Raw genomic sequence first — 13496 nt, 5'->3', positions numbered from 1 at the left:
AGCAGTGACAGATCAAGCAGTGGCAGCCTCAGTACTACCTGTCCGCTGACGACGGGTCAGGAAACCAAACAGCACCTTGCCAATTGCTGCAACCAGGTTGCCTTCAAGTTCCTGGAACATTTTCATGTTGAGGTGGAAAGCGTTGTTGGCTTCCTCAACGATCCGATCAGCCATCGCTTGGTCGATGGGTAGCTCATCCATCGTGGAGCGATACATCGTTTTAAACCCTTTCTCATCAGCAATATCGTCGAAAATATAAAAACGAAGACCATCGTCTCCATCCATATTCATTGCTTTCTGAGCAATATTTTTCAGAATCTGACCACCGGAAAGATCTCCCATATAGCGGGTGTAATGGTGCCCAACCAATAATTCAGGAGACTCTTTCGCAAGGGCATGAATCCGCTCCACATACAGTGCAGCAGATGGCGATGGCTGGATTTCTTCCTTCCAATTCTCTCCGAAGTAATAGGCAAGGTCTTGCGAGAGGGATTCAACTCGATTCAGCTCTTTCTTCCCCACAGGACCAACGACTGGATGCTCTGCGAGCTTGTCGATCTCTTCTTCCATCGCCTCATAGACGAAATAGAGATCGGCAACGAGTTTGCGGTAGCTGGACTTATCAACAACACCCTTGAGGAAGCAGCTCACAAAACCGGTGTTTTCGGCCATCGTGTGGGCCTTTTTCGTGCCTTCCCTGAGCTGAGCAGCAAGTGCGACGGACATGAATGCTATCGAGATCACCAATTCCAAGACCCTATAAGGAGTTTTGGCGCTGTAGTCACGAGCGTTGCGAAGGGTTACGGGTCTTCGCGTTGATGAACCTTTAAATCGAACAAAAGGAACAGATCGCGACACATCTGACGCAGTTGTGCTGCCTGCTCCGCTTGGGGTACGTGGGAGCCCTCTGGGATCCAGTCCCCCACCGTGGCTAATCGCCAGCGCTCACCGTCGTAGGTCATCCCGCGAATCAACACACCGAGTAATTTCTGAACCTCATCGCCTTCATGGTTCTGAAAACGAAGTTGTAAAAGCAGGCTTCGGCACTGAAGGCGCGGACTCCAACCAGGGAAATGAAACGAGAGGTCGAGCGATTCGGGTTCATCCCACTGACGGGTCTGGGCGTCGTCCCGCCAAGGCCGCAGATTCGGCTTCGCTGCTGGGAACTGTTCACGCACCAAGTTGACCGTGGAGGCAACGGCCCGCACTTGGGCAACGCTCCTCACTGACTCGCCCGCGTTCACAACACACTGATCAATTGGGCTCATCTTGCAGGGGGCGGCAAGGGGCCGCCGTTACGGTTGCGCCAGGTTCATAAATCCATGGCACGCGCATTGCATATCGGTGTTCTGGGTGCAATGCCCGAAGAAATCGGCTCTGACCTGAGCCATCTCCAGCTGCTTGAGAGTGAACAGCATGGCGACCTCACCATCCATCACGGGACTTGGGCAGAGGGCATCCGCCTAAGCCTCGCCTGGAGCGGATGGGGCAAGGTGAGCGCCGCTCGAGCGGCAACGCGGCTGCTGAGTTCTGCGCCTGACATTGATCTCCTGCTATTTACGGGCGTCGCCGGCGCCGCCGATCCAGCCCTCACGCAATGGGATGTCGTGCTTGCCGATGCCGTCGTGCAACACGATATGGATTCAAGACCGCTCTTCCCGCGCTTCACCCTGCCAGCCCTAAACCGGGCCCAACTCAACCCCGACACCAGCTGGTTGAGATGGGCCTCCACAGCCTTGGCCCAGGCTGCTCAAGAGGGAGAACTCGACGGATTTGGACTGCCAAGCACCGGACTGATCGCGACGGGGGACCGCTTCATCGGCGATGCCGACGTGCTGGATGCCCTGCGCGAGGCGCTACCTGGACTCAAGGCCGTGGAAATGGAAGGTGCTGCCGTTGCACAGGTGGCGGAACAGGAGGGCATGCCATGGCTCGTGCTGCGGGTGATTTCGGATGGTGCCGATGCCAGTGCAGCCCAAAGCTTCGGAGACTTCATCCAGATGTACGACCACCGGGCTTGGTGTCTTCTTCAGGCACTGTTGTCACGGGTGGAGCTGGCACCTAAGCGATGAACAAAACGAGGTTGTTGGGGCGGTTGGGTCGCTATGGAGCCGTTGGGATTGTTGCCGCGGCCGTTCACGCCGTAATTCTGTTGCTGCTCAGCAATTGGATCTCCCTCAGCCTGGCCAACCCGATCGCTTTTCTAGCGGCGTCTCTGGCTGGCTATGTGGGCCATGCGTTGGTGACCTTCCGGGAGGAGACCGGTGGCAAACGCTTTGCCCGCCGCTGGCTGGCGCTCCAGTACGCGGTGAACCTGAGTGTGTGCGCCTTGCTGCCCTTGATCCTTGGGGCATGGATGCAACCCATCCTTCGCACGGTCATTTTGGTGTTCACGCCCACAGTTCTCAATGCCCTGATTTGGAGCCGCGCTGCGCGGTTCAGCGCCCGACAACGTTTTCAAAGCGGCACGCCACCATTACTTCATGCCGATGACCTCGGCCTTGCGGCTGGAGTTGATCACGCCATTTTCGATCTCAATCAATCAGGCCGGCTCGATGGGGCCAGCTTGTTGGTGAATGGGCCCTCCGCCAAGACAGCAACTGACACCTGGCGACAACTACCGAATCCTCCAGCGCTTTACCTCCATCTCTGCCTCACGGAAGGTCCTGGAGACTCCGCCAATGTGGACCTACCAACAAGCTTTGGACGCTTACTCCTAGCCTCATGGTTGCCCTGGCAACGACGCCGACTGAAGCCACAAATTCGGCGCAGCCTCCGCCAGCAAATCAGTCGCTACCAGCAGCTCACTGGAACGAACGAAATTCATCTTGATGGCCATCAGCACGTCCATCTGATCCCGATGGTGCTGGATACCGTGCTGGGGCTGGCCCAGCGCGAACAGGTGACCTGGATCCGAACGACAGCGGAGCCCCTACCAACCAACCTGCCCCTCCATCTGTGGTGGGATTGTTTCCGCCAAGGCGGAGCATTGAAGTGGTTGGTGCTGCAGTGCCTCACCAGTCTCGCCAGACCGAAATTACGGGCCGCCAACATGGGCACAAACCAAAGCTTTGCCGGGGTGCTGTTCACCGGTCGGATGACCGGAGCAGCTCTGGAATGCTGTTGGCACACCAACCATTTCCAAAACACCTCCGAAAACGGCTCGAGAGCAATGCTGCTGATCCACCCCGCTCAACCAGGTGGCGGTGATGTTATGCAAGAACACCAATTCACTGAATCATTCGCGTTTTTCTCGTCGCCTCAGCGACAGCAAGAATGGCAAGCGATAAAGAACTTGAAAATCTGACAGCGCTACTTCTAGGAAGTCAGGCAATCAATATCCTCTTTATTACGCAAAATTCCTCAAATCAAATACTCTCGAAAAGATCTATCGATAAATACCTCGAACAAAATAATGCGGCCGTCGCTTGACATCGACATAAATCCGACCGATGTATTCCCCCAACACACCAATACCAATGAGCTGAATTCCACCGAGGAACAAAATCGCCACAATTAATGAGGCATAGCCTGGCAAGTCCGCACCCAACACCAACGTTCGCAACACAATCAGGGCGGCATAGATAAAGCTCAAAAAAGAAATCAGCACACCGATCACTCCCCACACTTTTAGGGGTCGTACCGAGAACGAGAAGATGCCGTCTAAGGCATAACGCCAAAGCTTGATCGAATTCCAAGAGGTCTGCCCTCCAGCACGGGCTACCCGGCTGTATGGAATCTCCACGCTGCGATACCCAGTCCAGGGCATCAAACCCTTGGAAAAGCGCGTGGCCTCACGCATTTGCGTGATAGCGGCCACCACTGGGGCGGACAGCAGCCGGAAATCACCCGCTCCTTCCTGCAACTGAATGGAATCCACCAGTCGATTGAACACCCGATAAAACCATGAGGCTGTTGCCACCTTCAGCCGGGATTCTTCATCACGATCGTCACGAACAGCCGTGACCACCTCAGCCCCGTCACGCCAGGCCGCCACCATCGCTGGAATGCGTTCAGGCGGGTGTTGCAGGTCTGAATCAATCAGCAATGCTGCAGAACACTCGCCGTCAACATGGTCGAGGCCGGCCAGCATCGCTGCCTCCTTCCCGAAATTCCTTGTGAGCTCAAGGAGAACCACCCCAGCATTGGGGTGCTGCGCTTGCCACTGACGAATAACGGTCACCGTGGCATCGGATGAACCGTCATCAATTAACAGCAAACGATCCACCTCCGGCAGTGCGATCACCCGCTCGATAAACCGAGGAATCACCGTCTCTTCGTTGAAGCAGGCCGCAACGACCCAGAGAGCATTGCTAGCCATCACACGCCTCCGGTTCCGGCTGAACCGTAGAGCCACCCCGCTCAGTCATAGGCTCCAAGGGCTGAAGCACGATCACCCGTCATGGTCAAGTTCGAGAAGCTCACTGCCCCCATCACAGGCACTGCGATCCGCTTCGAGAACGGTCAACCCGTGGTTGCCGATAATCCGATCATTCCATTTATCCGAGGTGATGGAACGGGGGTGGACATTTGGCCCGCGACGCAAAAGGTGCTCGATGCGGCTGTAGCCAAGGCCTATGGCGGCACTAAATCCATTGAGTGGTTCAAGGTGTACGCCGGCGACGAGGCCTGTGACCTGTATGGCACTTACCAGTACCTCCCCGAGGACACCCTTGACGCGATCCGCACCTACGGCGTGGCAATTAAGGGGCCCCTCACCACCCCAGTGGGAGGCGGCATCCGCTCCCTGAACGTGGCCCTTCGACAAATTTTTGATCTCTATTGCTGCGTGCGGCCTTGCCGCTACTACGCAGGCACCCCCAGCCCCCATAAGCGTCCTCAAGACCTGGACGTGATCGTTTACCGGGAGAACACCGAAGACATCTACATGGGGATCGAGTGGGAAGCCGACGATGCCGTTGGCCAAGAGCTGCGCCAATACCTCAACGACGTCGTGATCCCTGCCAACGGAAAGTTGGGTCAACGCCAAATCCCAGAAGGATCAGGCATCGGGATCAAACCTGTGAGCAAGCACGGTAGCCAGCGCCATATTCGTAAGGCAATCCAACATGCCTTGCGGCTCGAGGGGAACAAGCGTCACGTCACCCTGGTGCATAAGGGCAACATCATGAAGTTCACGGAAGGGGCCTTCCGTGACTGGGGCTACGAGCTCGCCACCAGTGAGTTCCGTGATGTTTGTATCACTGAACGCGAGAGCTGGATCCTCGGCAACCTCGAGAAGGACACCGACCTGAGCGTGCAGGCCAACGCCCGCATGATCGAGCCGGGATACGACAGCCTCACTCCAGAGAAAAAAGCCGACATCGATGCAGAGGTGCAAGCTGTGATCGACGCCATCGGCAGCAGCCATGGCCAGGGGAAGTGGAAGGCCATGGTGCTTGTTGACGACCGCATCGCCGACAGCATTTTTCAACAGATACAAACCCGACCACAGGAGTATTCGATCCTGGCCACCCTCAACCTGAACGGGGACTACATCTCAGATGCCGCCGCAGCGATGGTGGGTGGATTGGGCATGGCACCGGGAGCCAACATCGGAGAAAAAGCTGCCATTTTTGAGGCGACACACGGCACGGCACCGAAGCATGCCGGCCTCGACCGCATCAATCCGGGCTCAGTGATCCTTAGCGGCGTGATGATGCTCGAATTTTTGGGTTGGCAACAGGCAGCCGATCTGATCACCAAAGGGCTGAGCGCCGCCATTGCCAACCGTGAAGTCACCTACGACCTCGCACGTTTGATGGAGCCTCAAGTGGATCCCGTGAGCTGCAGCGGCTTCGCTGACGCCGTGATTCGTCACTTCTAATTCAGGCCGAACGAGCGCTCTCGCTCCGCAAGAATGCCGACTCGCAGTTCAAAAATTAGTCATATCCACCCTTAGCAGCCATGAGCGATCAATCGAACGCTGTCGAAGGCTTGGGCGGCGATACAGCGCTGAAACGACTGTTGATCGCACTCTGCAGCATCAGCACATTGGGCATGGGCTGCTGGGTCTGGCTGCAACACAACAGACCACTTCTTCCCCTACCCGACTCAAAAGCCGGCAGAGCTCTCCTACGCCAATACCAGGGGCTTACCCATGACATCTGGTTGATTCTTCTTCTGCTTGCAGTGGGATATCTGATCAACAGGATTTACGTCAGCAAAAAACGAGAGGCTCATAAAAGCGATCAAACTTCTCCACGACCGGTGGAATCGTGTCTGCAGTTCCTTCACAACAACCCAGTCACAACAGTGCTGCTCATCGCTTACACCGTGGCGATGATTTCAGGAACGACATATCTCTACAAAGATATGCTCGGCTGGTATCCAGACTTAGTTAAAGGATATTTTCTCGATCATTTTTCTGTGCGAGAGAGCTTCATTGAAGCAACAATGCGCCGCACGGACTATCGCTTCTTTCCCTTAGCCCATCAAGATCTTCACATTCTGAGTTGGTTCAGCATTCACATCAAAACCTGGATGCTCTTCAGCGCAGCAGAGCTCATCGGCATCATTCTTTTGAGCGTGCGATTCCTCAACAACCTGGGGAAACAGCCATGGGCGAGGGCATCAACAGTGTTACTGATCACATCACTACTGCTCATTCACCCCTCAACGGGAACAGCTTTTTTCCAAGTCATTTACTGCGAAAGACTACTATGCCTGGCATTCATGCTCTACATCAATGCATACCTTCTACACCTAAAAACAAGAAGCAATTCAACCTTCTACACCACACTTTTGTGGGCCCTGATTGGGATCTATATAAAGGACATCGCTATTCTGCTATTCATCATCCCGCCGGCAAGCATCTGGGCAGCAGATACAATCAACATGCGGCACAAAGCTAAACATTTTAGTCATTTTCTTCCATCTTTTAGCAGGGACCAACCACTCGAATATTGGCTCTGCAGCCTTTCACTAGTTTTTATCACTAGCTATATCATTTTAGCCTTGATTCCCAGCAGCTATGCATCCGAAGGGGCTTACAACGCTAACTCTGCTTTCAACATCGTTCTTGACCTACGCTTTTATCTTTTCGCACTCATCTCAACAGTCCGAGCAATCAGCATTGCCAAAAAGAAGACCCATTTCAATCTCCTCGACGCTATCAACCTCTCAGGCTTTGCATACGCTTTCGCTCTAGCTGCTACATATGAGTTGGATACAAGCAGCTACCTTGCACTCCCTTTTCAACTAATTGCGACTATTAATATTGCGTGGGCATGGATTGCAATCGCAGAGAAAGGCAGCAATCAAAATATTAAGGGAAGAAAAAAGATTGTTGGAGCCGCTCTAGCATCTGCAATCGTTATTGGAGCTGAACATGGGACAGCTAAAGATACATTCATCAATAACATTTCAGAACAAAAATTTGAACAATCATACGTCCAGCTGACGTACGAAAAGCTCGACGAAGTTACCCGAACAATTCGCGAATCTGGTGACAATGTGAACATCATCATCAACACAAATTCAAGACTTTCAGCCCATCGCCATTTGAATCGAATTCCCTACACTTCTTTGATTGAATACATCCCAAATAAAGAGAAATTTATCGTCAAAGATGGTGCTTACAAACGCTCTAACTACACCCCGAAGGTTGGCGATTTAATTGCGAACCTTGACAAAAAAATCAGCCTGATTGAGCCAATCCTGAAGAATCTCGAGACAGATCTGATCTACCAGCACAATCCCAGCGAACGAACCGGGGTTATCCGCAGAATCACGGCTATTCGGCAATGAAGCTCTCGCAACGGGTCAATCAACAACATTTCCTTGTCCAGGACAGCCGTTCACGTACCGAGGAAGCCAGACTTCCTCAATGAGCGAGCCACTCAGCGCCGACCCCACGTCATCCACATCTCTCCCAGGCTTACCCGCCGGAGCCGCCGATCCCTGTGTGCATTGCGGATTTTGCTTACCCACCTGTGCCAGCTATCGCGTTCTGGCCAGTGAGATGGACTCACCCCGTGGCCGCATCCATGCCCTGCGGGCGATCGAAGCCGGTGAACTGGAACTCGACGCCACCGTTGCAAGCCACTTCGACACCTGCCTGGGTTGTTATGCCTGCGTCACGGCATGTCCTTCTGGCGTCCGTTACGACCAGCTGATCGAAGCCACTCGACCGAAACTGAACAACGCCAAATTGCGCAGCAGCTGGCAAATCAGTTTTCGTCAGCTGCTCCTGCAGGTGTTGCCCTACCCACGCCGGCTTCGGGCTCTACTCCAGCCGCTGCGGCTCTACGCCGGCACCCCCATCCAGGCCCTTGCCCGCCGCAGTGGCCTGACCCGCTTGTTTGGCCCAGGGATCGAAGCGATGGAACAGCTGCTGCCATCCCTGGCAGCCACTGCCTTCGACGATGCGTTGCCAACGGTGAACCCTGCCAGCGCCCCCCGCCGCGGCCGGGTGGCGCTGCTGTTGGGCTGCGTCCAACGCTGCTTCGATCCATCCGTGAACACGGCCACGGTGAGCGTGCTTCAAGCGAATGGGTTTGAGGTGGTTCTCCCCCCTGATCAGGGCTGCTGCGGTGCCGTGAGTCACCACCAAGGGGAGATGGAGCTCACCCGCCAACTGGCTTCAGCCCTTGTTGACAGCATGAATGCGATCGAAGGAGAGCTCGACGCGGTGCTGGTAGCAGCCTCCGGTTGCGGCCACACGATGAAGGCCTATGGCGAGATCCTGCAAAACAGCAACGGCTTCCGGGCGCCGGTTTTGGACGTGCATGAATTCCTTACCAACGTGGGGTTGAGCGACAGCTTTTCCGCCCAGCTGAAGCCCATCGCCAAGGCAGTGGCCATGCATGACGCTTGCCACATGATCCATGGCCAAGGCATTCAGCAACAGCCACGCACCCTGCTCGCCGCCATCCCTGATCTCGAACTGAGAGAACCGATGGAAGCCGGCGTGTGTTGCGGAAGCGCCGGTATCTACAACCTTGTACAACCGGAGGAGGCCGCAGAGCTGGGAACGATCAAGGCGAACGACCTCAGCAACACTGGGGCAGCGCTCGTGGCCAGCGCAAACATCGGTTGCACCTTGCAACTACGCCGGCATCTCCAGGGACGTCAGCCGGTGCACCACCCGATGGAACTGTTAGCAGCATCAGCTGGCTTGCATCCGCTGCCAAGCCTCGAACAAAGTGCCTTCAGTACCGAGGTTTCCCGGAAACGTGAGGATCGGTAAGTCTTGCGCGACACCCTCCGAAGGACGCACAAGCGATAGCCCAGGCATCAACTGACCTTCCAGCTCCACCGCCTCCAGACCCAACCCATCCGCCAACAAGGTTTGGGAGGTGATCCCCCCCTTGCTAATCAGGTAGCCCAAACCGGGTGCCACAGCATTGGCAAGACGCCCCATGAGACGCGCGATGGTTTGGGACAACAAGCGTCCCGCCGACGCGCTGGCCAATCTGATCTCACCGCGGCTGGTGAACAACACCGGCGTTCGACCCGACTGGAACAGGGCTTGAAGTTGCTCGCACCACTCCCGCTCTAAATCCAGCAACAGCAGGTCTGGCGTTCCACCTTCCAAAACCCGGGCAATGCGCCGTACAGGCAGTTCAAGGCCGATGCAGCTGGGATCCGCCAGCAACCGCATGAGCTGCTGATCAGCCAGCGGAACATGGGAACCCACCATCACCAACCCAGGAAGCTCCTCCCCGTTGAGGCCGCGTCGTCGCAAGCGGGCCAAGCCATCCGAATCCAACGGCTGGGGACCGGGGTCGGCCAGGGCCTTCACCACACTTGCCGCTGAGCGGAAGAGAAACCGCCGTTCGCCTTTCAAGGCCAGCACAGCAGCCGCGAGGGCAGACAGCTGCGATTGATGCTCCGCATCCACCACTACGGCGACATTCCCTTGCAGGGCCGCCAACCGTTGGATCAAGTGGGGCATCCCCCCTGTTGAAGCCTGATCCAGGTCTTCGAGGCTGACTTTCACCACATCAGCCGCACAGATGGCACCAGCACTCTTCTGCTCCAGCCACTGGGAGAGATCACTTGTGCTGAATCCGTACCAACGATCCTTGGCAAAAGGAGTGGTGTGGACGGGCTCCCCATGGAGCAGATGCACACCATTCACCGTGGTGCGCCCCCCCTCAATGAACGCCGGCACGTGCAAGGTGGCCGCAAACGGACCAAAACAACGCTCCAAAACAGCTGGCTCCAACACCCCATGGCCACGCAGGGTTGAATCGCCGCGGCTTACGAGCTGAATCTCCGAGCGGTCGAGGCCTTCCTCCGTAAGAGCCACTTCAAGGTTGGTGACGATCTCCCGGTTGCGTTGCGCTGCGGCATCTGGTGTGAGGGAGCGGGTATCGGCCAGCACAAACAGCAACGGCGAGCCATGGCGCAAACCACGGCGCAGAGCTTGAACATCCCAGCGCAGCAGCAAAGGACAGCTATGCACCGCCTGCGAGCCGGTGGGGTCGTCGTCGATCACCACAACCTTCATGGCACCATCGTGCCGTGAGCCATACCCCTGCAACCCGAGCCGAGCTGATCACCCTGGTGCGCCAGTGGCATCAAGACTCCACCCCCTGGATCCCCAGTGGCCAAGGAACCCGTTTGGACTGGGGACCAGCACTGGATCCCGACCATGCGGTGCTCAGCTGCCAGCACCTCAATCAGGTGATCGACCATGCCGTGGACGATCTCACGATCACCGTGGAGGCGGGACTCCCCCTTGTGGACCTGCAACGTTTACTGGCGGCGCAAGGTCAGTGGCTACCGGTGGACTGGCCCCGCGGCGGGGAACCGACGACAACGGATCGATCGGACGATGAATCCCAATCTCAGGCCGGAACCATTGGCGGGCTCATCGCCCGCGGGCTCTCCGGTGGCCTGCGGCAACGGCACCTCGGCATCCGCGACCAAATCATCGGGATTGGGCTACTGCGAAGTGATGGAACAGCCGCCAAAGCCGGCGGTCGCGTTGTCAAAAACGTGGCTGGTTACGACCTGATGCGACTGCTCTGCGGCAGCTGGGGCAGCCTGGCGCTGATTACGGAGGTCACCCTGCGGGTGCAACCGATCCGACCCGCCCATGCGGGCCTGCTGCTCACCGGCGCACTCGCAGATTTAGAACGCTTCCGGGCTGCGCTACTGCTGTCAACCCTCACTCCAGAACGCTGTGATTGGCAATGCTCAGGGAATGGCAGCTGGGCACTGCGCCTCGTGTTGAGCAGCGTGTCGGATCAAGCCGTTCAGGATCAGCTCAACCGGATTCAGTCCCTCGCCACAGAGCATGGGCTGCAAGCCAATCCCAAACCATGTGCATCGCCACTCGATGTGGCGATGCGGTGCCAGAAGCCATCCCAGGTTCTGCGCCTGGTGCTGCCAGCAGCAAGCATGCATCAACTGATCACCAGCGAGGCCTTGGCCTCACTCAAGGGTTGGTCTTGGGAGCTGGCAGCCGGAGCCGGCTGCGGCGACGGCTGGTGCAGCGACGCCGCACCGACCTTCCAAATCGAAGCCCTACGACGCCAAGTGGAATCCCTCGGAGGACAGCTGATGGTGCTGGTGCAAACCAGAGATCAACCATTGGTGGCTTGGAGGGATACACCAGCTCGGCCGGTGATTGAAGCTGTCAAACGTCAGTTTGATCCCCTCCAGCAACTCAGCCGAGGACGGCTACCTGGGGTTGATCAGCATCAGACCAGGGCATAGCGACAGGAGAGGGTCTGCTCCGCCCCAGGCTGCAAGACCAATTTGCGATCACCACTCACGAGGGATTGACGCGGGCCAGTCCAGGGTTCCAGGCACACCATTTTGCGGGGAGGCTCCGTCCAAACCACGGTGAGGTCCATCGGGTCTTGATGCTGAAGCTGGAGCTGCGCGCCCGTTGCATCGTCGATCAAAGTGACCGGACCGGCCGGCCGGCACAAAAAGTCCACGCCCTCTGGAAGCCGAGTCAGCTGAGCGGCAGTCTCCGCATCGGCCATCTCCAAGTGATTCAGGCAGCGGTCTGCCAAACCTGTCAAACGGGTTTGGGAGAGGTCGCTGATGTTGAAGTACGGATGCAACCCAAAGCTGAAGGGCATCTCCGCAGAGCTGCGGTTCTGAATGGTGGTTGTGATCTCCAACGCCGCCGGTGTTGGACGCACATCCATGGCGACCTCAAACGCAAATGGATAGGCCTTCAACGTGTCTTCCGTGCTGGACAGGCTGACCCGCACCCCTTGCTGGTCGTCAAGAACCTGCAACTGCCAAGGCAAATTGCGAGCAAAACCATGCTGTTGCAGCGTGTGGTCTTGACCATCAACCCGGAGCAGATCCCCCGGCAAGTTGCCACAGATCGGAAACAGCACAGGGATCCCACCCCGAATGCTGTTCGCTGGATTGGCGTAACGCTCTTGGTCGAAATAAACGACTTCACGCCCCTTGCAGCGCCACTCGCTCACAATGCCGCCGCGTTCGGGAATGATCCGAAGGCGATCTCCTGTTTCAGGATGCACAAACTCCCAGTGCGCATAGGGCGAGGATTGCTGCGTCAGAGTCATCGGCGTCCGCCAAAACAGAGAGAGGTTGCACTAACCGGCCTAGCGCCGGGATGAACCTTTGGCAGCAGATCTCTTAATTGAGTTCAGCCAGCCACTCCTGTAAAGCCGCATTCACCTGCTCCGGAACCTCATCGTGGGGGCAGTGTCCGGCGTCTAACACCACCTCTTTGGTGGCTTCTGGGGCATGGCGTTGAAAGGTGGATCGGCGCCCCGGTGCATTGATCCAGGGGTCACGGATGCCCCACAGCAGCAGCAAGGGAGCCGTGAGCTCGGCAAACAATTCATCGAGGGGCTGACCACTCGGAATATCGAACACGGTGCGAAACACCCCGAAGGCCCCAGGGTCCATCGACGGACGTCGGATCGCCTCCACCAGCCAGTCGTCCACATTGGTTTTATCCACATAAACCTGGTTCAAGGTGCGACGGATCGTGGCCGGACGGCGGAGGTTCTCGAACAGGATTCTTTGAACCACAGGACTCTTTAACAAGGCCGTCCCAATGCTCTGCCGAGCGATGGCACCCCATCCCTTGGGAGGTCTTTGTTCGTCACTGAAGGGGCCCGCTGCGTTGAGCAACACCACACCAGCGCAGTCCTCACCAAGGGCCGCACCCGCTGCAAGGGCTGCGAATCCCCCAAGAGAGTTACCGGCGATCACCGTTGGTCGCCCAATCCGCTCATGCACGTAGGCCACGAGCTGGTCACGCCAGAGGGCACCGCCGTACTGAAGAGTGGCGGGCTTGGCACTCCGACCAAAACCGAGCAAATCGATCGCGTGGACCGGATGACTGCGGGACAACACGGGAATGTTGTACCGCCAATGGTCCGTGGAGGCTCCAAAGCCGTGGACCAGCAAAAGAGCGGGACGATCGGAGGGAATCGGCTGATCCGGTTCCTGACACACCGTATGGACGGCATGGCCGAGATGGCTCCAGGGACTGATCTCCACAACAAAAGGCAAGTGGCGCGATGCTAGGAAGCCCACGCCAAAGT

The 13496-nt window shown here is 57.0% G+C and carries 12 protein-coding genes; 6 read left to right on the top strand and 6 right to left on the bottom strand.

Annotated elements, in window-relative coordinates:
* Positions 1-12: 12 nt before the first annotated feature.
* Both SYNCC9902_RS00925 and SYNCC9902_RS00920 read right to left on the bottom strand, forming a co-directional pair.
* Complete coding sequence (locus tag SYNCC9902_RS00925) at positions 13-726, bottom strand: heme oxygenase (biliverdin-producing) (protein ID WP_041424720.1); 714 nt, start codon at positions 724-726, stop codon at positions 13-15.
* Between the two features lie 74 nt (positions 727-800).
* Positions 801-1268: a hypothetical protein gene (locus SYNCC9902_RS00920; RefSeq protein ID WP_011359033.1), complete on the bottom strand. Its 468-nt coding sequence runs from the start codon at positions 1266-1268 to the stop codon at positions 801-803.
* Between the two features lie 54 nt (positions 1269-1322).
* On the opposite strand from SYNCC9902_RS00920, the gene SYNCC9902_RS00915 reads away from it, so the two are divergent.
* Positions 1323-2072, top strand: coding sequence for a 5'-methylthioadenosine/adenosylhomocysteine nucleosidase (locus SYNCC9902_RS00915; protein WP_011359032.1), 750 nt, complete (start codon positions 1323-1325; stop codon positions 2070-2072).
* A complete protein-coding gene (locus SYNCC9902_RS00910) occupies positions 2069-3307 on the top strand; it encodes a ChbG/HpnK family deacetylase (protein WP_011359031.1) in 1239 nt (412 codons plus the stop codon). The genes SYNCC9902_RS00915 and SYNCC9902_RS00910 overlap by 4 nt, the downstream gene beginning before the upstream one ends.
* Positions 3308-3388: 81 nt before the next feature.
* On the opposite strand, the gene SYNCC9902_RS00905 is transcribed toward SYNCC9902_RS00910, so the two are convergent.
* Positions 3389-4321, bottom strand: coding sequence for a glycosyltransferase family 2 protein (locus SYNCC9902_RS00905; RefSeq protein ID WP_011359030.1), 933 nt, complete (start codon positions 4319-4321; stop codon positions 3389-3391).
* An 81-nt stretch (positions 4322-4402) separates the two neighbouring features.
* Between SYNCC9902_RS00905 and SYNCC9902_RS00900 the strand changes: the two genes are divergently transcribed.
* The 3 genes from SYNCC9902_RS00900 (at position 4403) to SYNCC9902_RS00890 (ending at position 9190) form a co-directional block, all read left to right on the top strand.
* Positions 4403-5827 (top strand): NADP-dependent isocitrate dehydrogenase, encoded by a 1425-nt coding sequence (locus SYNCC9902_RS00900; RefSeq protein WP_011359029.1) that lies wholly within the window; start codon positions 4403-4405, stop codon positions 5825-5827.
* 80 nt (positions 5828-5907) lie between these two features.
* A complete protein-coding gene (locus SYNCC9902_RS00895; protein WP_011359028.1) occupies positions 5908-7749 on the top strand; it encodes a hypothetical protein in 1842 nt (613 codons plus the stop codon).
* Positions 7750-7828: 79 nt separating this feature from the next.
* The gene (locus tag SYNCC9902_RS00890; protein ID WP_011359027.1) at positions 7829-9190 is read left to right on the top strand and encodes a (Fe-S)-binding protein; all 1362 of its coding nucleotides are present in this window, start codon (positions 7829-7831) and stop codon (positions 9188-9190) included.
* Here SYNCC9902_RS00890 and SYNCC9902_RS00885 read toward each other — a convergent pair.
* On the bottom strand, positions 9110-10456 hold the full coding sequence (locus SYNCC9902_RS00885; protein WP_011359026.1) for a four-carbon acid sugar kinase family protein: 1347 nt from the start codon (positions 10454-10456) through the stop codon (positions 9110-9112). The two genes, SYNCC9902_RS00890 and SYNCC9902_RS00885, sit on opposite strands and share 81 nt — an antisense overlap.
* A gap of 14 nt (positions 10457-10470) precedes the next feature.
* On the opposite strand from SYNCC9902_RS00885, the gene SYNCC9902_RS00880 reads away from it, so the two are divergent.
* The gene (locus tag SYNCC9902_RS00880; protein WP_011359025.1) at positions 10471-11670 is read left to right on the top strand and encodes an FAD-binding oxidoreductase; all 1200 of its coding nucleotides are present in this window, start codon (positions 10471-10473) and stop codon (positions 11668-11670) included.
* Here the strand turns inward: SYNCC9902_RS00880 and SYNCC9902_RS00875 are convergent.
* Both SYNCC9902_RS00875 and SYNCC9902_RS00870 read right to left on the bottom strand, forming a co-directional pair.
* Positions 11655-12503: a galactose mutarotase gene (locus tag SYNCC9902_RS00875; protein ID WP_011359024.1), complete on the bottom strand. Its 849-nt coding sequence runs from the start codon at positions 12501-12503 to the stop codon at positions 11655-11657. The genes SYNCC9902_RS00880 and SYNCC9902_RS00875 overlap by 16 nt on opposite strands.
* A 73-nt stretch (positions 12504-12576) precedes the next feature.
* Positions 12577-13488, bottom strand: coding sequence for an alpha/beta fold hydrolase (locus SYNCC9902_RS00870; protein WP_011359023.1), 912 nt, complete (start codon positions 13486-13488; stop codon positions 12577-12579).
* Positions 13489-13496: the final 8 nt, after the last annotated feature.

Origin of the sequence: Synechococcus sp. CC9902, from assembly GCF_000012505.1 — a bacterium.
GTDB lineage: Bacteria > Cyanobacteriota > Cyanobacteriia > PCC-6307 > Cyanobiaceae > Parasynechococcus.
Note: the sequence above shows the minus strand (reverse complement) of the source record. Positions and strands in the feature narration are given on the sequence as shown.

Bases quoted from the DNA above. Each gene is read 5' to 3' on its own strand.
- SYNCC9902_RS00875 (WP_011359024.1), bottom strand. From the start codon at position 12,503: ATGACTCTGACGCAGCAATCCTCGCCCTATGCGCACTGGGAGTTTGTG.
- SYNCC9902_RS00890 (WP_011359027.1), top strand. From the start codon at position 7,829: ATGAGCGAGCCACTCAGCGCCGACCCCACGTCATCCACATCTCTCCCA.
- SYNCC9902_RS00910 (WP_011359031.1), top strand. From the start codon at position 2,069: ATGAACAAAACGAGGTTGTTGGGGCGGTTGGGTCGCTATGGAGCCGTT.
- SYNCC9902_RS00885 (WP_011359026.1), bottom strand. From the start codon at position 10,456: ATGAAGGTTGTGGTGATCGACGACGACCCCACCGGCTCGCAGGCGGTG.
- SYNCC9902_RS00925 (WP_041424720.1), bottom strand. From the start codon at position 726: ATGTCCGTCGCACTTGCTGCTCAGCTCAGGGAAGGCACGAAAAAGGCC.
- SYNCC9902_RS00900 (WP_011359029.1), top strand. From the start codon at position 4,403: ATGGTCAAGTTCGAGAAGCTCACTGCCCCCATCACAGGCACTGCGATC.
- SYNCC9902_RS00905 (WP_011359030.1), bottom strand. From the start codon at position 4,321: ATGGCTAGCAATGCTCTCTGGGTCGTTGCGGCCTGCTTCAACGAAGAG.
- SYNCC9902_RS00920 (WP_011359033.1), bottom strand. From the start codon at position 1,268: ATGAGCCCAATTGATCAGTGTGTTGTGAACGCGGGCGAGTCAGTGAGG.
- SYNCC9902_RS00895 (WP_011359028.1), top strand. From the start codon at position 5,908: ATGAGCGATCAATCGAACGCTGTCGAAGGCTTGGGCGGCGATACAGCG.
- SYNCC9902_RS00915 (WP_011359032.1), top strand. From the start codon at position 1,323: ATGGCACGCGCATTGCATATCGGTGTTCTGGGTGCAATGCCCGAAGAA.